Raw genomic sequence first — 19,729 nt, forward strand, 5'->3', positions numbered from 1 at the left:
CTTCCCGCCCGCCCAGCGCCTGGGCGCGGTCACGTGGACCGACACCTGGCTGTGGGACAAGAGCGGACGCTTCCAGCTCGACACCCTGACAGAAGGACAGCAACAAGGGGACTGACCTCAGGAGCCCCGATAGGTGGAGTAGCTCCACGGGCTCACGAGCAAGGGCACGTGGTAGTGCTGGTCGGTGTGCGCCACGCCGAAGTCCAGCGCCACCTTGTTCAGGAAGTTCGGCTCCGGCAGCGTCACGCCGCGGGCCTTGAAATAACCCGCCACGTCGAACACCAGCCGATAGGTGCCGACCTTGATCGAGTTGTTGTCGTAGAGCGGGCCGTCGCTGCGGCCGTCCGAATTCAGCGTGAAGCGCTTCACCAGCGTCGCGGCGTCGCCGTCGGTGGTGTACAGCGCCACCTCCATGCCGGCCGCGGGGCCGCCGTGCATCGTGTCCAGTACGTGAGTGCTCAAGCCCATGGGGCCTCCTTCAAAGGGTGTCGGATCGGTGAGATCGGGGTGCGGGAAATTCCGGTGGACAAAAGTGTATACAGTTACCGGCTTTGGGTCTATCATGAAAAACATGGAGTCCTCCACCACCCGTTCGATCGTCGATGCCCTCACGAAGGCCATCGTCGAGCACCGCCTTCAGCCCGGCACCAAGCTCGCCGAGCAGAAGCTGGCCGATCACTTCGGCGTGTCGCGCACCTTGGTGCGCCAGGCGCTGTTCCAGCTCTCGCAGAACAAGCTGATCCGGCTCGAGCCGGCGCGCGGCGCCTTCGTGGCCGCGCCCGCCGTCGACGAGGCCAAGCAGGTGTTCGCCGTGCGCCGCATGCTCGAGGCCGAGATGACCCGCGCCTTCGTGCGCAGCGTCACGCCCGCCAAGATCAAGGCGCTCAAGGAGCACGTGGCGCTCGAGAAATCGGCCGTCGGCGGCGAAGACGTGTCGGGCCGCACCGAGCTGCTTGGCGACTTCCACGTGCGCATGGCCGAACTCATGGGAAACCAGGTGCTGGCGCAAATATTGGGCGAGCTGATCTCGCGCTGCGCCCTCATCACGCTCATGTACCAGAGCACCAGCGCCGCCGAGCACTCCAACGACGAGCACGCCGACATCGTGAAGGCGCTGGCCGCACGCGACGAGGAACTCGCCGTGCGCCTCATGACCGAGCACCTGGAACACGTCGAGGCCAACCTCACCTTCGACCGCAAGGTCCCGACCAACGACATCTCCCTCGCGCTGTCCTGATCCACACCATGACCGTCTACGACACCACCCTGCCCTACCCGCGCGACCTGATCGGCTACGGCCGCAACCCGCCCCACGCCCGCTGGCCCGGCGGCGCGCGCGTGGCGGTGCAGTTCGTCCTCAACTATGAAGAAGGCGGCGAGAACGCCACGCTGCACGGCGACGCGGGCTCGGAGCAGTTCCTTTCCGAGATGTTCAACCCGGCGAGCTTCCCCGACCGGCACATCAGCATGGAAGGCATCTACGAGTACGGCTCGCGCGCCGGCGTGTGGCGCATCCTGCGCGAGTTCGAAAAGCGCGGCCTGCCGCTCACCGTGTTCGGCGTGGGCATGGCGCTGCAGCGCTACCCCGAGCTCACGGCCGCCTTCAAGGAACTCGGCCACGAGATCGCCTGCCACGGCTGGCGCTGGATCCATTACCAGAACCTCGACGAAGCCACCGAGCGCGAGCACATGCGCCTGGGCATGGAAGCGATCGAAAAGCTCACCGGCGAGCGCGCGCTCGGCTGGTACACCGGCCGCGACAGCCCGCGCACGCGTCGCCTCGTGGCCGACTACGGCGGCTTCGAGTACGACAGCGACTACTACGGCGACGACCTGCCCTTCTGGATGAAGGTGCAAAAGACCGACGGCAGCGTCGTGCCCCAGCTCATCGTGCCCTACACGCTGGACTGCAACGACATGCGCTTTGCGCTGCCGCAGGGCTACTCGCACGCCGACCCGTTCTTTCAATACATGAAGGACACCTTCGACGCGCTGTACGCCGAAGGCGACCCCAACGGCGACGACAGCCCCAAGATGATGAGCATCGGCATGCACTGCCGCCTGCTCGGCCGCCCCGGCCGTATCACGGCGCTGCAGCGCTTCCTCGATCACATCGCCACGCACGACAAGGTCTGGGTCTGCCGCCGCGTCGACATCGCACGCCACTGGAAGCAGGCACACCCCTTCGAAGCCGGAGCCGCATCATGAGCACCCCTCTCCTCACCCTTGCCCAACTCAACGCCGCCGCGCCGGCCGCTGCCGTCGCCATGCTCGACGGCGTGTACGAACACTCGCCCTGGATCGCGCAGCGTGCGCTGGCGCAGCGCCCCTTCCGCTCGCTCGCGCATCTGAAGCACGCGCTGGTGCAGGCGCTGGCCGCGTCGTCGGCCGACGAGCAGATCGGCCTGATCCGCGCCCACCCCGAGCTCGCCGGCAAGGCCATGGTCAGCAAGACGCTCACCGCCGAGTCGACCAACGAGCAGAACAAGGCCGGCCTGACCGACTGCACGCCCGAAGAGTTCGCGCAGATCCAGAAGCTCAACGCCGACTACAACGCCAAGTTCGGCTTCCCGTTCATCCTGGCGGTGCGCGGCCCGCGCGGCACGGGCCTGGCCAAGCGCGAGATCATCGAGACCTTCGCGCGCCGGCTGCACAACCACCCGAGCTTCGAACTTGGCGAGGCGCTGCGCAACATCCACCGCATCGCCGAGATCCGCCTGAACGACAAGTTCGGCGCCGACATCACGCTCGGCAACGACGTGTGGGACTGGCAGGAACAGCTGTCGGCGCACACCGACCCCGGCTATGCCGAGAAGGGCCAGCTCACCGTTACGTACCTGACCGACGCGCACCGCGCCTGCGCCGCGAACATCTCGGGCTGGATGCGCGACTGCGGCTTCGACTCCGTGCACATCGATGCGGTCGGCAACGTGGTCGGCCGCTATGAAGGCGCCAAGCCTGATGCCAAGACCCTGCTCACCGGCTCGCATTACGACACCGTGCGCAACGGCGGCAAGTACGACGGCCGCCTGGGCATCTTCGTGCCCATGGCCTGCGTGCGCGAACTCAAGCGCCAGAACCGCCGCCTGCCCTTCGCCTTCGAAGTCGTCGGCTTCGCCGAAGAAGAAGGCCAGCGCTACAAGGCCACCTTCCTCGGCTCGGGCGCGCTCATCGGCCACTTCGACCCGCGCTGGCTCGACCAGAAGGATGCCGACGGCATCACCATGCGCGAGGCCATGCAGCACGCGGGCCTGAAGGAAGAAGACATTCCGAAGATCCAGCGCGACCCGGCGCGCTACCTCGGCTTTGTCGAGGTGCACATCGAACAGGGCCCCGTGCTCACCGAGCTCGACCTGCCGCTGGGCATCGTCACCTCCATCAACGGCAGCGTGCGCTATGTGGGCGAAGTCATCGGCATGGCCAGCCACGCCGGCACCACGCCCATGGACCGCCGCCGCGACGCCGCCGCCGCCGTGGCCGAACTCATCCTCTACACCGAGCAGCGCGCCGCCAAAGACGGCGACTCGGTCGGCACCGTGGGCATGCTCGAAGTGCCCAGCGGCTCGATCAACGTCGTGCCCGGCCGCTGCAAGTTCAGCCTCGACCTGCGCGCGCCCAACAACGCACAGCGCGACGCGCTGGCCAACGACGTGGTCGCCGCACTGAAGGACATCTGCGAACGCCGCGGCGTGCGCTACGAACTCGAGGAAACCATGCGCGCCGCCGCCGCACCGAGCGAACCCGCCTGGCAGCAGCGCTGGGAACAGGCCGTCGACGCGCTGGGCATTCCGCTTTTCCGCATGCCCAGCGGCGCCGGCCACGACGCGATGAAGCTGCACGAGGTAATGCCGCAGGCCATGCTCTTCGTGCGCGGCATCAACTCGGGCATCAGCCACAACCCGCTCGAGTCGAGCACCAACGACGACATCCAGCTCGCCGTGCAGGCCTTCCAGCTCCTGCTGGACAACCTCGCCGCCGAACAAGCCCACTGACCGACCCCACAAGAACAACCACCATGACCGACTACGCCAAACTCGACGCCTGGATCGACGCCCACTTCGACGAGGAAGTGCAATTCCTGCAGCAACTGGTGCAGGTGCCCACCGACACCCCGCCCGGCAACAACGCACCGCACGCCGAGCGCACCGCCGAGCTGCTGAAGGACTTCGGCCTCGATGCCGAGAAGCACGCCGTGCCCGCGCAGGACGTGAAGGACTACGGCCTCGAATCGATCACCAACCTGATCGTGCGCCGCAAATACGGCAACGGCGGGCGCACCGTGGCGCTCAACGCCCACGGCGACGTGGTGCCGCCCGGTGAAGGCTGGACGCACGACCCGTACGGCGGCGAGATCGTCGATGGCAGCCTGTACGGCCGCGCCGCCGCCGTCAGCAAGAGCGACTTCGCCAGCTTCACCTTCGCGTTGCGTGCGCTCGAGGCCGTGGCCAAGCCCACCCAGGGCAGCATCGAACTGCACTTCACCTACGACGAAGAGTTCGGCGGCATCCTCGGCCCGGGCTGGCTGCTCGAGAAGGGCCTGACCAAGCCCGACCTCATGATCGCGGCCGGCTTCAGCTACGAAGTGGTCACCGCCCACAACGGCTGCCTGCAGATGGAAGTGACCGTGCACGGCAAGATGGCCCACGCCGCCGTGCCCACCACCGGCATCGACGCACTGCAGGGCGCCACCAAGATCCTGAACGCGCTGTACGCGCAGAACACGCTCTACCAGAAGGTCACGTCGAAGGTCGAGGGCATCACGCACCCGTACCTGAACGTGGGCCGCATCGAGGGCGGCACCAACACCAACGTCGTGCCCGGCAAGGTCGTGTTCAAGCTCGACCGCCGCATGATCCCCGAAGAGAACCCGGTCGAAGTCGAGGCCAACATCCGCCAGGTGATCGCCGATGCCGCCGCCGAAAGCGCGGGCATCACGGTCGAGATCAAGCGCATGCTGCTCGCCAACTCGATGAAGCCGCTGGCCGGCAACAAGCCGCTGGTCGACGCGATCCAGAAGCACGGCGGCGAGCTGTTCGGCGAGCCGATCAAGGCCATGGGCACGCCGCTGTACACCGACGTGCGCCTGTACGTCGAAGCCGGGATTCCCGGCGTGATCTACGGCGCCGGCCCGCGCACCGTGCTCGAGTCGCACGCCAAGCGCAGCGACGAGCGCGTGGTGCTCGAAGACCTGCGCCGCGCGACCAAGGTGGTGGCGCGCACGCTCAGCGACCTGCTGGCCTGAGCGCCCTGAACTGCGGCTGAAAGCGCATGCCTTCGGGCGTGAACTTTCATCGCAGTTTCATCGAAGCGTCACGACAGGATTTCAGACTCCGGGGTTCTCCGGCGGATGCGCTTTCACGCCATCGCCTCATTGAAATCCCGATGCGACGGCCAGCCATTCGCTGGCCGTTGCTGTTTGTGTCGCCATGAAAATCCTGCCTCCCGCGCCCCGCTTTCGCACGTCCCTTTTCTCCACCCTCGCGCTCGGCGCGGCCCTGCTGACCGCGTGCGGCGGCGGCTCCGGCGGCGGTGCGCCGTTCGCCGGCCTGCCCATCGCACCGCCGGCCCCTGCACCGGCGCCCTCGCCCGCCGCGCCACCTCCGGCCGCACCCGCCGGCCGCTGGACCGTGGGCGACCTGCATGTCCACACCATCCAGTCGGACGACACGCAGCAGATTTCCACGCTCAACCAGGTGCTCGCCAAGGCCTTCGACACCTTCGGCCTCGACTGGGTCGCGATCTCGGACCACCTGCGCCTGTCTTCCTATGACAACGACGGCCGCAAGCTGCCGGCGCAGATTCCGTTCTCGAAGGGCATGGCCGACTACCAGGTGCCGCGCATCAAGGCGCTGCAGGCCGGCGGCAAGTACACCGACAAGACGATCTTCGCGTCCTTCGAATGGGACATGGCCACGCACGACCACGGCAACGTCGGCATCCTGACCGACAGCCCGATGTCCGACGCGGCACTCAAGGCCGTGAGCCAGTTCGAATACCTGTTCACCAACCGCGACCCCGCGCTGTTCCCGGCCGCCGACGTGGCCGCCTGGAACGCCAAGGACGCACGCGCCTTCACGACGCACGACGACGTGATCAAGGCCATCGCCTGGCTCAAGAAGAACTACCCCGATTCCAGCTACCTGCAGATCAACCACCCCTCGCGCAACACCGGCAAGTACACGGCCGCCCAGCTGCGCGAGATGAACGACACCGCGCCCGACATCGCGTTCCTGCTCGAGGGCATGGTCGGCAACCAGATGGAGCCCGACCGCGGCGGCTACGCCAGCGACTACACGCCGGCCAACCTGCCCTCGCGCACCTACGGCGGCGTCGACTACCTCGTCGCCAAGCTCGGCGGCACCTGGGACGCCCTGCTGTCCGAGGGCCGCCGCATCTGGAACGTGGCCGATTCCGACTACCACTTCACGACCTCGAAAGGCCTGTACAGCAGCGGCTACGCGCCCGGCGAGTACGCCAGGAACCACCTCTGGGGCGACATCAAGGACCCGAAGTCGCTGCTCACTGCGATGCGCTCGGGCAAGCTGTTCGCGGTCAACGGCGGCCTCATCGACGCGCTCGACTTCAAGGTGCAAAGCGCCAAGGGCGCGGGCGAGATGGGCGCCGAAGTGAGCGCCAAACCCGGCGAAGACCTGAAGATCACCATCCGCTTCAAGAGCCCCGAGCGCAACAACTTCGAGTACCAGCTCGGCAGCGGCGTGTACGCCAACGTGAAGCCGGTGGTCGACCACATCGACCTCATCGCGGGCGACGTGACCGGCCGCGAACTCCCGGGCACGCCCGGCTACGCGCGCGACACCAACCCGACGACCCGCGTGGTCAAGCGCTTCACCCGCGCCGACTGGACGCTCGACACCGAAGGCTACTTCGCGGTGACCTACACCGTGAAGGCCGGCAACAACCAGTACTTCCGCCTGCGAGGCACCAACCTGGGCACCGACGTGCCGAACGAAACGGCGGGCGGCGAACCGCTGTTCGATGCACGCACACCCACGCCGGCCGGCGACGACCCGGTCACGCGCTTCAACGCGATCAATGCGCGCAACTACAACGACCTGTGGTTCTATTCGAATCCGGTGTTCGTGAAGGTGGCGGCGCAGTAGGCGGCGCCCCCTCGCCCCGGCCTCCAAGGCGCCATGCCCCTCGCGGGGCATGGCGCTTTTTCTTTGCCCCGGCCCGCCCCGCATCAGGGAATCTACGGATATATGATTCCCCGCATGGTCTTGATTGGGTTCAATTTTTGTATACAAATAACGCACCCATAAAGACGGCGCGAAATTTGCGTCAAAAAGTCCCTCATCCCAACCAAGTACGAGGAAAGACCATGAGCACAGTCGCCAGCCATGCCCCCGCGGGGGCCAGCGAAGCCGGCATCGCGCCGCACGCGGAATCGAACGCCCTCATCAAGCCGGGCTACGACCCGCGCCTGACCAACGAGGACCTCGCCCCGCTCAAGAAGCAGACCTGGGGGCAATACAACATCTTTGCGTTCTGGATGTCCGACGTGCACAGCGTGGGCGGCTACATCACGGCCGGCAGCCTGTTCGCGCTGGGCCTGTCGAGCTGGCAGGTGCTGGTGGCGCTGCTGGTGGGCATCGTCATCGTGCAGGTCTTCTGCAACCTGGTGGCCAAGCCCAGCCAGGTGACGGGCGTGCCCTACCCCGTGGTGTGCCGCGCCTCGTTCGGCGTGCTGGGCGCCAACATCCCGGCCATCATCCGCGGGCTGATCGCGGTGGCCTGGTACGGCGTGCAGACCTACCTGGCCTCGGCGGCCTTCATGGTGCTGGCGCTGCACATGGCACCCGGCCTGGCGCCGTATGCCGACGTGGCGCAGTACGGCTTCGTCGGCCTGTCGGCCCTGGGCTGGGTGGCGTTCATGGTCATGTGGGTGCTGCAGGCCTTCGTGTTCTGGCACGGCATGGAAGCGATCCGCAAGTTCATCGACTGGGCCGGCCCGGCGGTGTACGTGGTGATGGCCGTGCTGTGCGGCTGGCTGGTGTGGAAGGCCGGCTGGAGCAACATCGACCTGAACCTGGGCGGCATCAAGTTCCAGGGCTGGGACGCGCTGCCGGTGATGCTCTCGGCCATCGCGCTGGTGGTGAGCTACTTCAGCGGCCCGATGCTGAACTTCGGCGACTTCTCGCGCTACGGCAAGAGCTTCGACGCGGTGAAGAAGGGCAACTTCTGGGGCCTGCCGGTCAACTTCGTGTTCTTCTCGCTGCTCACCGTGATCACCACGGCCGCCACGTTGCCCGTTTTTGGTGAACTGATCACCGACCCGGTGCACACCGTGGGCAAGATCGACAGCACCACGGCCGTGGTGCTGGGCGCGCTGACCTTCATGATCGCCACCATCGGCATCAACATCGTGGCCAACTTCGTGTCGCCGGCCTTCGACTTCTCGAACGTGGCGCCGCAGCACATCAGCTGGCGCACGGGCGGCATGATCGCCGCGGTGGGCTCGGTGTTTCTCACGCCCTGGAACCTTTACAACAGCCCCGAGGTCATTCACTACACGCTGGACGTGCTGGGCTCGTTCATCGGGCCGCTGTTCGGCATCCTGATTGCCGACTACTACATCGTGCGCAAGCAGCAGATCGACGTCGACGCGCTCTACACCATGAGCAAGCAGGGCAAGTACTGGTACAGCGGCGGCTACAACCCGAAGGCGATCCAGGCGCTGGTGCCCTCGGCCATCGTGCCCATCCTGTGCGTGATGGTGCCGACGTTGCGCGGCGCCGCCAACTATGCGTGGTTCATCGGCATGGGCCTGGGCTTCGTGCTCTACGTGCTCTTGAACCGCAACAACAAGACTTGAAAAACTGACCGAAGAAGGGACCGCGCCGTGCGCATCAAGATCATCAACCCCAACACCACCTGGAGCATGACCGAGAAGATCGGTGCCTGCGCCCGCGCGGTGGCGCACGCCGGCACCGAGATCGTGGCCGTGAGCCCGGCCATGGGGCCGGTCTCCATCGAGAGCCACTACGACGAGGCGCTGGCCGTGCCGGGGTTGCTGCAGGAGATCGCGGCGGGCGAGCGCGACGGCATCGACGGCTACGTGATCGCCTGCTTCGGCGACCCGGGCCTGAAGGCGGCGCGCGAGCTGGCGCGCGGCCCCGTGGTCGGCATCGCCGAGGCGGCGATGCACCTGGCCAGCATGATCGGCAGCCGCTTCAGCGTGGTGACGACGCTGGGCCGCACCATGGGCCAGGCCTGGCACCTGGCCGAGATCTACGGCATGGAGCGCTTCTGCGCCAACGTGCGCGCCTGCGAGCTGCCGGTGCTCGAGCTGGAAGAACCGGGTTCCAACGCCCGCGAGCGCATCGTCGACGAATGCCGGCGCGCGCTGGAAGAAGACGGCTCCGACTGCATCGTGCTCGGCTGCGCCGGCATGACCGACCTGTGCGCGCACATCGAGCAGGTGCTCGGCGTGCCGGTGATCGACGGCGTGGCCGCGGGCACCAAGCTCATCGAATCGCTGGTGGCGCTGAAGCTGCGCACCAGCAAGCGCGGCGAGCTGGCAAGGCCCTTGCCCAAGCCCATGATCGGCGCGCTCGAAGGCTTCACGCTCACGCGCTGAGCCACAATCGGCGGATGCCCCGCGCCAGTTCCAAAACCTCCGTCCCTTCCGCCGCCCCCGTTGCCGCACCGGCCGAGAACGGCGCGGCGCCGGCCGACAAGAACAGTTCCATCGAGAGCATCGCCAACGACATCGCCACCGCGATCGTCGAGAAGCGCCTGCCGCCCGGCACCTGGCTGCGCGAAGAGGCGCTGGGCCGCGTCTACTCGGTGAGCCGCACCAAGGTGCGCGCGGCGCTGCTGATGCTGTCGAAGGACAAGCTCATCGAGATGATTCCCGACAAGGGCGCCTTCGTCTGCCAGCCCACGGTGGACGAGGCGCGCGAGGTGTTCGCCGTGCGCCGCATCCTCGAGCGCGAGGTGGTGCGCCTGTTCATCGCCAACGCGCGGCCGCGCGACTACCAGACGCTCGAGCAGCACATCAAGTTCGAACGCACCGCGCTGCGCCAGAGCACCACCATGGGCACGGTGCGCGAGAAATTGCTGGGCGACTTTCATGTGGCGCTGGCCGAAGCCACCGGCAACCACACGCTGGCCGAGATGGTGCGCGAGCTGGTGGCGCGCAGCTCGCTGATCGCGATGCTCTACCACTCGTCGAACGACCCGCACTGCTCGTCCGACGAACATTCCGACTTCCTGCGCCTGTGCCGCAAGGGCGACGTGGAAGCGGCCGTGACCTGCATGATCGAGCACCTCGAACGCATCGAGGCGAGTCTTGAGCTGGGCACCGAGAAGCCCGACCGCCAGCTCGACCTGGTCAAGGCACTGCTGGCCTGAACCGCTGAGCCCACGCGTCGCTGACGCACCCCACTCCCGATACCTGAGAGCCGGCCGAAACGCCGGAGGCGTCGGCGCGCGCCTCCTACAGCGCTTCTTCGCCGGATTCGGGTTTACCTGAATCCGGATTGCCGCATAAATTGTATACAGTTTCGCGTACACAACTGGTGTGCGCGACGGCTCTGCGACGCGCATCACTGCTCCGTTCCCCTCGCCGCGCCAGGAGACAACGATGACGGCAGATTCCCTTTCCAGCAATGTCCATCCCGTGGACCAGCGCCTGCCTTCGGGCAAGCTCGCGGCCCTCGGCCTGCAGCACGTGCTCGTGATGTACGCAGGCGCCGTCGCGGTGCCGCTCATCGTGGGCCGCGCGCTCAAGCTCTCGCCCGACGAGGTCGCGCTGCTGATCTCGGCCGACCTGTTCTGCTGCGGCATCGCCACGCTGATCCAGGCGCTGGGCGCCACGCAGTGGTTCGGCATCAAGCTGCCCGTGATGATGGGCGTGACCTTCGCCTCGGTGGCGCCCATGGTCGCCATCGCCAACGCCAACCCCGGGCAGAACGGGGCGCAGCTGCTGTTCGGCGCCATCATCGGCGCGGGGGTGATATCGATACTGATCGCGCCGCTGGTGAGCCGCATGCTGCGGTTCTTCCCGCCGGTGGTGACGGGCACGATCATCGCGGTCATCGGCATCAGCCTGATGCGCGTGGGCATCAACTGGATCTTCGGCAACCCCGTGGGCCCGACGGCGCCCGCGCTGGTCGACCCGGTGTACGCCAAGTGGCTGGCCGAAGTCACCTCGCCGGGCAGCTCGATCCCCGCGGTGCCCAAGGGCTTCGCGATCATGCCCACCGTGCCCAACCCCAAGTACGCCGACCTGTCGGGCTTCGGCGTGGCCGCGCTGGTGCTGGTGTCGATCCTGCTCATCGTGAAGTACGCCAAGGGCTTCATCGCCAACATCTCGGTGCTGCTGGGCATCGTGATCGGCGCGGTGGTGGCCTCGCTCACCGGCCTCATGACCTACGAGAAGGTCGGCAAGGCCGCCTGGGTCGACGTCGTGCTGCCCTTCCACTTCGGCATGCCGCTGTTCGACCCGATCCTGATCCTCACGATGACGCTCATCATGATCGTCGTGATGATCGAATCGACCGGCATGTTCCTCGCGCTGGGCGAAATGACCGACCGCAAGATCAGCCAGCAAGACCTGGCCAAGGGCCTGCGCACCGACGGCCTGGGCACGCTCATCGGCGGCATCTTCAACACCTTCCCGTACACCAGCTTCTCGCAGAACGTGGGCCTGGTGGCCGTCACCGGCATCAAGAGCCGTTATGTCTGCGTGGCCGGCGGCGTGATCCTGATCGTGCTGGGCCTGCTGCCGAAAATGGCCGCGCTGGTCGAGTCGCTGCCCACCGTGGTGCTCGGCGGCGCGGGCCTCGTGATGTTCGGCATGGTGGCCGCCACCGGCATCCGCATCCTGTCGGGCGTGGACTTCAAGACCAACCGCCACAACGCCATGATCGTCGCCGTGGCCATCGGCGTCGGCATGATTCCGCTCATCGCCCCCAACTTCAAGCAGTGGATGCCGCACTCGATCCACTCACTGATCGAGTCGGGCATCCTGCTGGCGTCGATCACGGCCGTGCTGCTGAACCTGTTCCTCAACGGTGCGAAGCACGACGAAGAAGCGGTGATCGCGGCGGCCAAGCACGCCGACGCGCACTGATGAACTAGATCATCGCCAACGGCGTCTTGCGCTGGGGCACCGGATAGATCCGGTCCAGCGCCACCAGGGTCGTCGCATCGAGCTGCAGCTCGGCGGCGGCCCTGTTTTCTTTCAGGTGCGCGCTGCGCACCGCCTTCGGAATCGCCGCCACACCGGGGCGCGCGATGACCGCGGCCAGCGCCAGTTGCGCGGCGCTCACGCCGAGGTCGGCCGCCAGGCGGCCCAGTGCCTCGTCGCCCGCCAGCGCGCCCTGGTCGATCGGGCTGTAGGCCATCAGCGGCATGCCGCGTTCGCGCTGCCAGGGCAGCAGGTCGAACTCGGGGCCGCGCTCGCCGAGCGACAGGTACACCTGGTTGGCCGCGCAGGCCGGACCGTTGCCGATGACCTGCGCCAGCTCCTGCATGTCGTCGGTGTCGAAGTTGCTCACGCCCCAATGACCGATGCGGCCGGCCTCCACCAGTTCGTGCATCGCCTCGACCGTGTGCGCCAGCGGGTGGTTGCCGCGCCAGTGCAGCAGGTACAGGTCGATGCGCTCCAGCCCCAGCCGCGCCAGGCTGCGCTCGCAGGCTTGGCCCGTGCCGCGGCGGCTGGCGTTGTGCGGGTAGACCTTGCTGACGATGAAGAGGTCTTCGCGCTGCACATCGCCCGCGCGCAGCGCCTCGGCCACGGCCTGGCCGACCACCGTCTCGGCGCCGCCCTCGCCGTACATCTCGGCCGTGTCGATCAGGCGGTAGCCCAGGCCGATGGCCTCGCGCACCGCGGCCACCTCGGCCGCGCAGCGGGTGGCGTCTTCGCCCATGCGCCAGGTGCCGAGACCGAGAACCGGCATCTCGCCGCCGGTGGGGAGTGGAAGTGTTCGCATGGGCACGATGGTACGCAGGCCCTTTGGGCGGACGCCCGGGTGCGGGTTTTCCGCCCCCGGCGCCTTCTAATTTTTCGAAGCTCAAGTCAGTTCGATGACCATCAATTGCTTATCTTCCGCCGTGTTCTGGCGTTTTGGCCTTCGCTTTTTGTCAATGCCCGGTGGGTGCCAACCCCCATCGCGCGCGCCCCACCCGCTCCTAGAATTTTTTGACGGCCCGGTGTCACAAGCGTCGGCGCTCTTATCGAAACGGTTCAGGAACAGGTTGAGTCAATGCAGCAGAAGCAAAAGCACAGGATTGCCGTCATTCCCGGAGACGGCATCGGCGTCGAAGTCATGCCCGAGGGCCTTCGCGTGCTCGACGCGGTCAGTCGGCGCTTCGGCATCGATTTCGCGTACGACCATTTCGACTGGGGTTCCGACCACTACGTGCGCACCGGCCTGATGATGCCGGCCGACTGGGCCGACAAGATCCAGGGCCACGACGCCATCTACTTCGGTGCCGTGGGCGACCCTGCCAAGGTGCCCGACCACATCGCCGTGTGGGGCCTGCTCATCAAGATCCGCCGCGACTTCGACCAGTACGTCAACCTGCGCCCCGTGCGCCTGATGCCCGGCGTGCCCGGCCCGCTGGCGCACCGCAAGCCCGGCGACATCGACTTCCTCGTGGTGCGCGAGAACACCGAAGGCGAATACACCTCGGTCGGCGGGCGCCTGTTCGAAGGCACGCCGCGCGAGATGGCCATCCAGGAAGCCGTGTTCACCCGCGTGGGCGTGGACCGCATCATCGACTACGCATTCCAGCTCGCCAACCGCCGCAAGCGCAAAAACCTGGTGGCCGCCACCAAGTCGAACGGCATCTCCATCACCATGCCCTACTGGGACGAGCGCCTGGCCGAGATCGCCACGCGCTACCCCGACGTGGCCACCAGCAAGTACCACATCGACATCCTGTGCGCGCACTTCGTGCAGCACCCCGACTGGTTCGACGTGGTCGTGGCCTCCAACCTGTTCGGTGACATCCTCTCCGACCTGGGCCCCGCCTGCACCGGCACCATCGGCATCGCGCCCTCGGCCAACCTGAACCCCGAACGCAAGTTCCCGTCGCTCTTCGAACCCGTGCACGGCTCCGCGCCTGACATCGCAGGCAAGGGCATCGCCAACCCCATCGGCCAGATCTGGTCGGCCGCGCTCATGCTCGACCACCTGGGCGACAACGACCCCGTGTACGCACAGGCCTCGGCGGCCGTGCTCTCGGCGATCGAGACCGTGCTCAGCGAAGGCCCGCGCACGCGCGACATGGGCGGCACCGCCAACACGGTGGACGTGGGCCGCGCGATTGCCGAGTGCATCGCTTCGGCATGACACCTCCCGACCCTCTTTTTCGCAGGAAGCGAAACGCGCTGCGCACACCCGCAGCGTGCCCCCGTGCTCAGGGCACTGGGTGCTTCCCGCAGCGAAATCAAGGAGGAGGCCGCAGGCCGGGGGACATTCGCGGAGGGAAGTACCCGGTGGCCTGGGCACACGCCCCGAACAGCGACAAACAACGGAGCCACTGAACCATGGGCCTGTTCCTGCTCAAGCGCACCTTGACGCTCATCGGCACGCTGATCGGCGCATCCGTCATCGTGTTCCTGGTGCTCGAAATTCTCCCCGGCAACGCCGCGCAGATGCTCATGGGCCCCGACGCCTCGCCCGACGCCGTCGCCGCCCTGGCCACCAAGCTCGGCCTCGACCAGCCCGCGTGGACGCGCTACTGGCACTGGATCGGCGGCCTGCTCACCGGCAACCTCGGTGACAGCTATGCCTACAGCTCGCCCGTCATCGACCTGATCCTGGAACGCCTGGCTCTGACCGTGCCGCTGGCCGTGATGGCGATGGCCCTCACCGTCGTCATCGCCCTGCTCGTGGGCGTGACGGCTGCCGCGCGCCACAACAAGCTCGGCGACGTCGGCCTCATGGGCATGGCCCAGGTCGGCATCGCCATTCCCAACTTCTGGTTCGCCATCCTGCTGATCCTCGTGTTCTCGGTGCAGCTGCAGTGGTTCTCCGCCGGCGGCTTCGAGGGTTGGGGTGAAGGCATCTTCGCGGGGCTCAAGTCCCTGCTGCTGCCCGCGCTGTCGCTCGCAGTGGTGCAGGCCGCCATCCTCGCCCGCATCACACGCTCGGCCGTGCTCGAAGTGATGCGGGAAGACTTCGTGCGCACCGCGCGCGCCAAGGGCGTGTCGCAGCGCATGGTGCTGTGGACCCATGTGCTGCGCAACGCGATGATCCCCGTCATCACCGTCATGGGCATGCAGTTCTCCGAGCTGCTGGCCGGCACCATCGTGGTGGAGAACGTGTTCTACCTGCCCGGACTGGGCCGCCTGATCTTCCAGGCCATCAGCAACCGCGACCTGATCGTGGTGCGCAACTGCGTGATGCTGCTCGCGGCCATGGTCGTCATCGTGAACTTCGTGGTCGACGTGCTCTATGCCGTGATCGACCCGCGCATCAAGGCGAGCGACATATGAGCGCCATCCTCTCCCCTTCCGTGCCCGCATCCGCCGCGCCCCTCGCGCCCGGCTTCTGGCGCCGCGCGGTCAAGCACCGCAGCTTCGTCATCGGCGGTGTGTTCGCCCTGCTGCTGCTGCTGGCGGCCTTGCTCTCCTTCGTCTGGACGCCCTGGTCGCCCTACGCGATGGACATGGCGAACAAGATGCAGGGCCCCTCGGCCACGCACTGGCTCGGCACCGACGCGTTCGGGCGCGACGTGGCTTCGCTGCTGCTCGTGGGTGCGCGTGCGTCCATCCTCGTCGGAGTGATCGCCGTGGGCATCGGCCTCGTGGTCGGCACGGCGCTGGGCCTGCTCGCTGCAGCGAGGCGCGGCTGGGTCGAAGAGGCGGTGATGCGCCTGTCGGACTTCACGCTCGCCTTCCCCGCGATCCTCTCGGCCATCATGATGACCGCCGTGTTCGGTGCCGGCATCGTCAACGCCATCATCGCGATCGGCATCTACAACATCCCGACCTTCGCGCGCATCACGCGCGCCTCGGCCAACGCGATCTGGTCGCGCGAGTACGTCGCCGCGGCACGCGCCTGCGGCAAGGGATCGTTCGCGATCACGATGCAGCACGTGCTGCCCAACATCTCGGCCGTGCTGATCGTGCAGATCACCATCCGCTTTGCCATCGCCATCCTGGCCGAAGCTGCGCTGTCGTACCTCGGCCTCGGCACGCAGCCGCCCCAGCCCTCATGGGGCCGCATGCTCAGCGAAGCCCAGACCCTCATGTTCCAGCAGCCGCTGCTCGCGGTGTTCCCCGGCATGGCCATCGCCTTCGCGGTGCTCGGCCTCAACCTGCTGGGCGACGGTCTGCGCGACCTGCTCGATCCGCGCCTGGCGCGCGCAAGGTAGACCGCCATGCCCCTTCTCGAAGTCAACGACCTCCACATCGGCCTGCAGACCCAGCGCGGCCCGGCTGAAGCCGTGCGCGGCATTTCCTTCTCGCTGGAGCGCGGCGAAACGCTGGGCATCGTGGGCGAGTCGGGCTGCGGCAAGTCGATCACCGTCATGTCGCTCATGGGCCTGCTGCCCTCCACCGCCAAGGTCACGGGCAGCATCAAACTCGACGGCCAGGAACTCGTCGGCCTGCCCGAAAAGCAGATGTGCCAGCTGCGCGGCAACCGCATCGGCATGATCTTCCAGGAGCCGATGACGGCACTGAACCCGGTGCACACCATCGCGCGCCAGGTCGGCGAGCCGCTGATGCTGCACCGCGGCCTCACCAAAGCGCAGGCGCGCAAAGAGGCCCTCGACCTGCTCGACCGCGTCGGCATTCCCGACGCCGCCTCGCGCCTCGACGCCTACCCGCACCAGTTCTCGGGCGGCCAACGCCAGCGCATCGGCATCGCGATGGCGCTGGCCTGCGGGCCCGACCTGCTGATTGCCGACGAGCCCACCACCGCACTCGACGTGACGATCCAGAAGCAGGTGCTCGACCTGATCCAGGGCCTGGTCGCCGAAATGGGCATGGCGCTGATCCTCATCTCGCACGACCTCGGCGTGATCGCCAGCAGCGTGCAACGCATGCTCGTGATGTACGGCGGCAGCGCGGTGGAAAGCGGCCCGACCGAGACGGTCTTTGCCGACCGCGCCCACCCCTACACGCGCGGCCTGTTCGCGGCGCGCCCCGCGCTCGGCGCCGTGCGCGCGGGCCGGCTGCCCACCATCCGCGGCAGCGTGCCCGAGCTGGTCGACATTCCGCGCGGCTGCGGCTTCGCGGGCCGCTGCGACTTCACGACCGACGCCTGCCACACCACGAAACCGCCGGTGGCCCGCCAACCCAACGGCCATGCGGTGAGCTGCCTGCACCTCGACGCCGTCGCCGCGCACGCCACGCTGGCCGCCGCATGAGCACCCCGATGACTTCGACGTCTTCCTCTTCGACCCCGCTGCTGCAGGTGACCGACCTTGTGCGGCACTACGCCCTGCCGCGCGAAAAGCTTTTCGGCCCGCCGCCCACCGTGAAGGCGCTCAACGGCGTGAGCTTCAGCGTGCAGGCCGGCAAGAGCGTGGGCATCGTCGGCGAATCGGGTTCGGGCAAGTCGACCATCGCGCGCCTCGTGATGGCGCTGGACACGCCCACTTCGGGCAGCGTCGCACTCGAAGGCCGCAACCTGCACGCGCTCTCGAAGGCCGAGCTGCGCACCGCGCGGCGCGACTTCCAGATGGTGTTCCAGGACCCGTACGGTTCGCTCGACCCGCGCCAGACCGTCGCGCGCATCGTCGCCGAGCCGCTCGAGGCGCTGGCCGAAACGCGCCGCGCCGAGCAGCGCGAGCGCGCCGCCGAAGCCCTCGCCGCCGTCGGCCTGCGCACCACCGACCTCGACAAGTACCCGCACGAGTTCTCGGGCGGCCAGCGCCAGCGCATCGCGATTGCACGCGCGCTCATCACGCGCCCCAAGCTCATCGTGGCCGACGAGCCCGTGAGCGCGCTCGACGTCTCGGTGCAGGCCCAGGTGCTCAATCTCATGCAGGACCTGCAGCAGCAGTTCGGCATCAGCTACCTGCTCATCAGCCACGACCTCGCGGTGGTCAACCACCTGTGCGACGAGGTGTGCGTGGTGTTCAAGGGCCAGATCGTGGAACGCGGCCAGCCCGCCGAACTTTTTGCCCACGCGCAACACCCATACACACGCACCTTGCTGTCGGCCGTGCTGCACACGCCATCGCGGTAGGCCCGAACGGGTCTAACCGGCAGCCTCTTTTTTCTTCCAGGAGAACCCCCGAATGTTGAAGCGACGCACCCTCATGGGCACCGCCATCGCCGCCGCGATCCCCGGCGCCTTTCCGCTGTTCGCGCAGGCCCAGACCGGCAAGAACATGCTGACCATCGGCATGCCGCTGGAACCGCCGGGCCTGGACCCGACGACCGCCGCCGCCTCGGCCATCGCCGAGATCGCGCACTACAACATCTTCGAGACGCTGACCAAGATCAACGCCGACGGCAGCGTGACGCCGCTCCTGGCCGAGAGCTGGACCGTGTCGCCCGACCTGAAGACCCACACCTTCAAGCTGCGCAAGGGCGTGAAGTTCGAGAACGGCGAGGCCTTCGACGCCGCCGCCGTGAAGTTCAGCTTCGAGCGCGCGGCCGGCGAGAAGAGCACCAACAAGGACAAGCGCTTCTTCAGCGAGATCAGCCTGAAGACGCCCGACGCCGACACGGTGGTCATCACCACCGCGCAGCCCAACCCCGACCTGCTCTTCATGCTCGGCCAGGCCACCGCCTGCATCGTCGAGCCCAAGAGCGCCGACACCAACGCCACCAAGCCCGTGGGCACCGGCCCCTACAAGCTCGACAGCTGGCAGCGCGGCTCGGCCTGTTCGCTGGTGAAGTCGCCGACGTACCGCAACCCGGCGCTGGCCAAGGTCAACAAGTTCGTCTTCAAGTTCATGTCCGACTCGGCCGCGCAGACCGCGGCGCTGATGGCCGGCGACATCGACATCTTCCCGCGCGCCGGCACGCGCAGCGTGGGCCAGTTCCGCGCCAACCCGCGCTTCCGTGTGCTCGAAGTGGGCACGCGCAGCAAGGTGATCCTGGCCATCAACAACAAGCGCAAGCCGCTGGACGACGTGCGCGTGCGCCGCGCCATCCTGGCGGCGGTGGACCGCAACGTGGTGATCCAGGGCGCGGCCGACGGTTTCGGCAAGGCCATCGGCAGCCACTACCCGATCGGCGCGCCGGGCTATGTCGACACCACCGGCATCAACCCCTTCGACATCGCCAAGGCGAAGAAGCTGCTGGCCGACGCCGGCGTGAAGACCCCGCTGGAACTGCGCATGACGCTGCCGCCGCCTTCGTACGCGCGCCAGGGCGGCGAGGTGATCGCGGCCCAGCTCGCGGCCATCGGCATCAACGTGAAGATCCAGAACGTCGAGTGGGCCCAGTGGCTCAGCGGCACCTTCGGCGGCGGCCACGACTTCGACCTGAGCATCGTCGCGCACGTCGAGCCCTTCGACCTCGTGAAGTACACCGAGCCCGACTACTACTGGGGCTACGACTCGAAGAAGTTCCGCGACCTGTACGCCTCGGTGCAGAGCGAGCCCGACGAGAAGAAGCGCAACGCGCTGCTCGGCGAGGCGCAGAAGATGCTCGCCAACGATGCCGTCAACGGCTTCCTGTTCCAGGCCGTGTTCCCCACGGTCGCGCGCAAGGAAGTGAAGGGCCTGTGGCCGAACATGCCGATCGTCGCGAACGACCTGGCGGCCATCTCGTGGGGTTGATGCA

17 protein-coding genes are annotated in these 19,729 nt (G+C 67.3%); 15 read left to right on the forward strand and 2 right to left on the reverse strand.

What is annotated here, in order from left to right; all coding sequences use genetic code 11:
• Window positions 1–117 precede the first annotated feature (117 nt).
• Window positions 118–468 carry a hydroxyisourate hydrolase gene (gene uraH, locus AC07Y4_RS25310; protein WP_070061690.1) on the reverse strand — a complete coding sequence of 117 codons (351 nt, stop codon included), beginning with the start codon at window positions 466–468 and terminating at the stop codon, window positions 118–120.
• A 94-nt stretch (window positions 469–562) separates the two neighbouring features.
• Between uraH and AC07Y4_RS25315 the strand changes: the two genes are divergently transcribed.
• From AC07Y4_RS25315 to AC07Y4_RS25355, 9 genes are all read left to right on the forward strand, one after another.
• The gene (locus tag AC07Y4_RS25315; RefSeq protein ID WP_056574067.1) at window positions 563–1,237 is read left to right on the forward strand and encodes a GntR family transcriptional regulator; all 675 of its coding nucleotides are present in this window, start codon (window positions 563–565) and stop codon (window positions 1,235–1,237) included.
• A gap of 8 nt (window positions 1,238–1,245) precedes the next feature.
• Window positions 1,246–2,208 (forward strand): allantoinase PuuE, encoded by a 963-nt coding sequence (gene puuE, locus AC07Y4_RS25320; RefSeq protein ID WP_062480836.1) that lies wholly within the window; start codon window positions 1,246–1,248, stop codon window positions 2,206–2,208.
• On the forward strand, window positions 2,205–3,992 hold the full coding sequence (gene uraD, locus AC07Y4_RS25325) for a 2-oxo-4-hydroxy-4-carboxy-5-ureidoimidazoline decarboxylase (protein WP_487850067.1): 1,788 nt from the start codon (window positions 2,205–2,207) through the stop codon (window positions 3,990–3,992). Before puuE ends, uraD begins: the two co-directional genes overlap by 4 nt.
• Window positions 3,993–4,015: 23 nt before the next feature.
• Complete coding sequence (locus AC07Y4_RS25330) at window positions 4,016–5,242, forward strand: M20 family metallopeptidase (RefSeq protein WP_487850066.1); 1,227 nt, start codon at window positions 4,016–4,018, stop codon at window positions 5,240–5,242.
• A gap of 184 nt (window positions 5,243–5,426) precedes the next feature.
• Window positions 5,427–7,121 (forward strand): CehA/McbA family metallohydrolase domain-containing protein, encoded by a 1,695-nt coding sequence (locus AC07Y4_RS25335; RefSeq protein ID WP_487850065.1) that lies wholly within the window; start codon window positions 5,427–5,429, stop codon window positions 7,119–7,121.
• A 221-nt stretch (window positions 7,122–7,342) separates the two neighbouring features.
• Window positions 7,343–8,836, forward strand: coding sequence for an NCS1 family nucleobase:cation symporter-1 (locus AC07Y4_RS25340; protein WP_487850064.1), 1,494 nt, complete (start codon window positions 7,343–7,345; stop codon window positions 8,834–8,836).
• A gap of 27 nt (window positions 8,837–8,863) precedes the next feature.
• Entirely contained in the window at window positions 8,864–9,601 is a 738-nt protein-coding gene (locus tag AC07Y4_RS25345) for an aspartate/glutamate racemase family protein (protein ID WP_487850063.1), read from the forward strand.
• A gap of 14 nt (window positions 9,602–9,615) precedes the next feature.
• Complete coding sequence (locus AC07Y4_RS25350) at window positions 9,616–10,377, forward strand: GntR family transcriptional regulator (RefSeq protein WP_095744177.1); 762 nt, start codon at window positions 9,616–9,618, stop codon at window positions 10,375–10,377.
• Window positions 10,378–10,609: 232 nt separating this feature from the next.
• The gene (locus AC07Y4_RS25355) at window positions 10,610–12,100 is read left to right on the forward strand and encodes a nucleobase:cation symporter-2 family protein (protein ID WP_070061682.1); all 1,491 of its coding nucleotides are present in this window, start codon (window positions 10,610–10,612) and stop codon (window positions 12,098–12,100) included.
• Window positions 12,101–12,104: 4 nt separating this feature from the next.
• Here the strand turns inward: AC07Y4_RS25355 and AC07Y4_RS25360 are convergent, their stop codons facing one another.
• Window positions 12,105–12,962 carry an aldo/keto reductase gene (locus tag AC07Y4_RS25360; RefSeq protein WP_487850062.1) on the reverse strand — a complete coding sequence of 286 codons (858 nt, stop codon included), beginning with the start codon at window positions 12,960–12,962 and terminating at the stop codon, window positions 12,105–12,107.
• 273 nt (window positions 12,963–13,235) lie between these two features.
• On the opposite strand from AC07Y4_RS25360, the gene AC07Y4_RS25365 reads away from it, so the two are divergent.
• From AC07Y4_RS25365 to AC07Y4_RS25390, 6 genes are all read left to right on the forward strand, one after another.
• Window positions 13,236–14,327 carry a tartrate dehydrogenase gene (locus tag AC07Y4_RS25365; protein ID WP_070061680.1) on the forward strand — a complete coding sequence of 364 codons (1,092 nt, stop codon included), beginning with the start codon at window positions 13,236–13,238 and terminating at the stop codon, window positions 14,325–14,327.
• A gap of 197 nt (window positions 14,328–14,524) precedes the next feature.
• Window positions 14,525–15,475: an ABC transporter permease gene (locus AC07Y4_RS25370; RefSeq protein WP_070061679.1), complete on the forward strand. Its 951-nt coding sequence runs from the start codon at window positions 14,525–14,527 to the stop codon at window positions 15,473–15,475.
• A complete protein-coding gene (locus AC07Y4_RS25375) occupies window positions 15,472–16,356 on the forward strand; it encodes an ABC transporter permease (RefSeq protein ID WP_369644307.1) in 885 nt (294 codons plus the stop codon). Before AC07Y4_RS25370 ends, AC07Y4_RS25375 begins: the two co-directional genes overlap by 4 nt.
• A 6-nt stretch (window positions 16,357–16,362) precedes the next feature.
• Entirely contained in the window at window positions 16,363–17,355 is a 993-nt protein-coding gene (locus AC07Y4_RS25380; RefSeq protein WP_070061677.1) for an ABC transporter ATP-binding protein, read from the forward strand.
• An 8-nt stretch (window positions 17,356–17,363) separates the two neighbouring features.
• Entirely contained in the window at window positions 17,364–18,179 is an 816-nt protein-coding gene (locus tag AC07Y4_RS25385; RefSeq protein WP_139702719.1) for an ATP-binding cassette domain-containing protein, read from the forward strand.
• 52 nt (window positions 18,180–18,231) lie between these two features.
• Window positions 18,232–19,725: an ABC transporter substrate-binding protein gene (locus AC07Y4_RS25390; protein ID WP_062479362.1), complete on the forward strand. Its 1,494-nt coding sequence runs from the start codon at window positions 18,232–18,234 to the stop codon at window positions 19,723–19,725.
• The last annotated feature ends 4 nt before the right edge of the window (window positions 19,726–19,729 follow it).

Source organism: Variovorax sp. GW460-12-1-14-LB1 (assembly GCF_059423605.1).

Bases quoted from the DNA above. Each gene is read 5' to 3' on its own strand.
- AC07Y4_RS25390 (WP_062479362.1), top strand. From the start codon at position 18,232: ATGTTGAAGCGACGCACCCTCATGGGCACCGCCATCGCCGCCGCGATC.
- AC07Y4_RS25350 (WP_095744177.1), top strand. From the start codon at position 9,616: ATGCCCCGCGCCAGTTCCAAAACCTCCGTCCCTTCCGCCGCCCCCGTT.
- AC07Y4_RS25370 (WP_070061679.1), top strand. From the start codon at position 14,525: ATGGGCCTGTTCCTGCTCAAGCGCACCTTGACGCTCATCGGCACGCTG.
- AC07Y4_RS25380 (WP_070061677.1), top strand. From the start codon at position 16,363: ATGCCCCTTCTCGAAGTCAACGACCTCCACATCGGCCTGCAGACCCAG.
- AC07Y4_RS25315 (WP_056574067.1), top strand. From the start codon at position 563: ATGAAAAACATGGAGTCCTCCACCACCCGTTCGATCGTCGATGCCCTC.
- AC07Y4_RS25355 (WP_070061682.1), top strand. From the start codon at position 10,610: ATGACGGCAGATTCCCTTTCCAGCAATGTCCATCCCGTGGACCAGCGC.
- AC07Y4_RS25340 (WP_487850064.1), top strand. From the start codon at position 7,343: ATGAGCACAGTCGCCAGCCATGCCCCCGCGGGGGCCAGCGAAGCCGGC.
- AC07Y4_RS25375 (WP_369644307.1), top strand. From the start codon at position 15,472: ATGAGCGCCATCCTCTCCCCTTCCGTGCCCGCATCCGCCGCGCCCCTC.
- AC07Y4_RS25360 (WP_487850062.1), bottom strand. From the start codon at position 12,962: ATGCGAACACTTCCACTCCCCACCGGCGGCGAGATGCCGGTTCTCGGT.
- AC07Y4_RS25335 (WP_487850065.1), top strand. From the start codon at position 5,427: ATGAAAATCCTGCCTCCCGCGCCCCGCTTTCGCACGTCCCTTTTCTCC.
- uraH (WP_070061690.1), bottom strand. From the start codon at position 468: ATGGGCTTGAGCACTCACGTACTGGACACGATGCACGGCGGCCCCGCG.
- uraD (WP_487850067.1), top strand. From the start codon at position 2,205: ATGAGCACCCCTCTCCTCACCCTTGCCCAACTCAACGCCGCCGCGCCG.
- puuE (WP_062480836.1), top strand. From the start codon at position 1,246: ATGACCGTCTACGACACCACCCTGCCCTACCCGCGCGACCTGATCGGC.
- AC07Y4_RS25330 (WP_487850066.1), top strand. From the start codon at position 4,016: ATGACCGACTACGCCAAACTCGACGCCTGGATCGACGCCCACTTCGAC.
- AC07Y4_RS25385 (WP_139702719.1), top strand. From the start codon at position 17,364: ATGACTTCGACGTCTTCCTCTTCGACCCCGCTGCTGCAGGTGACCGAC.
- AC07Y4_RS25365 (WP_070061680.1), top strand. From the start codon at position 13,236: ATGCAGCAGAAGCAAAAGCACAGGATTGCCGTCATTCCCGGAGACGGC.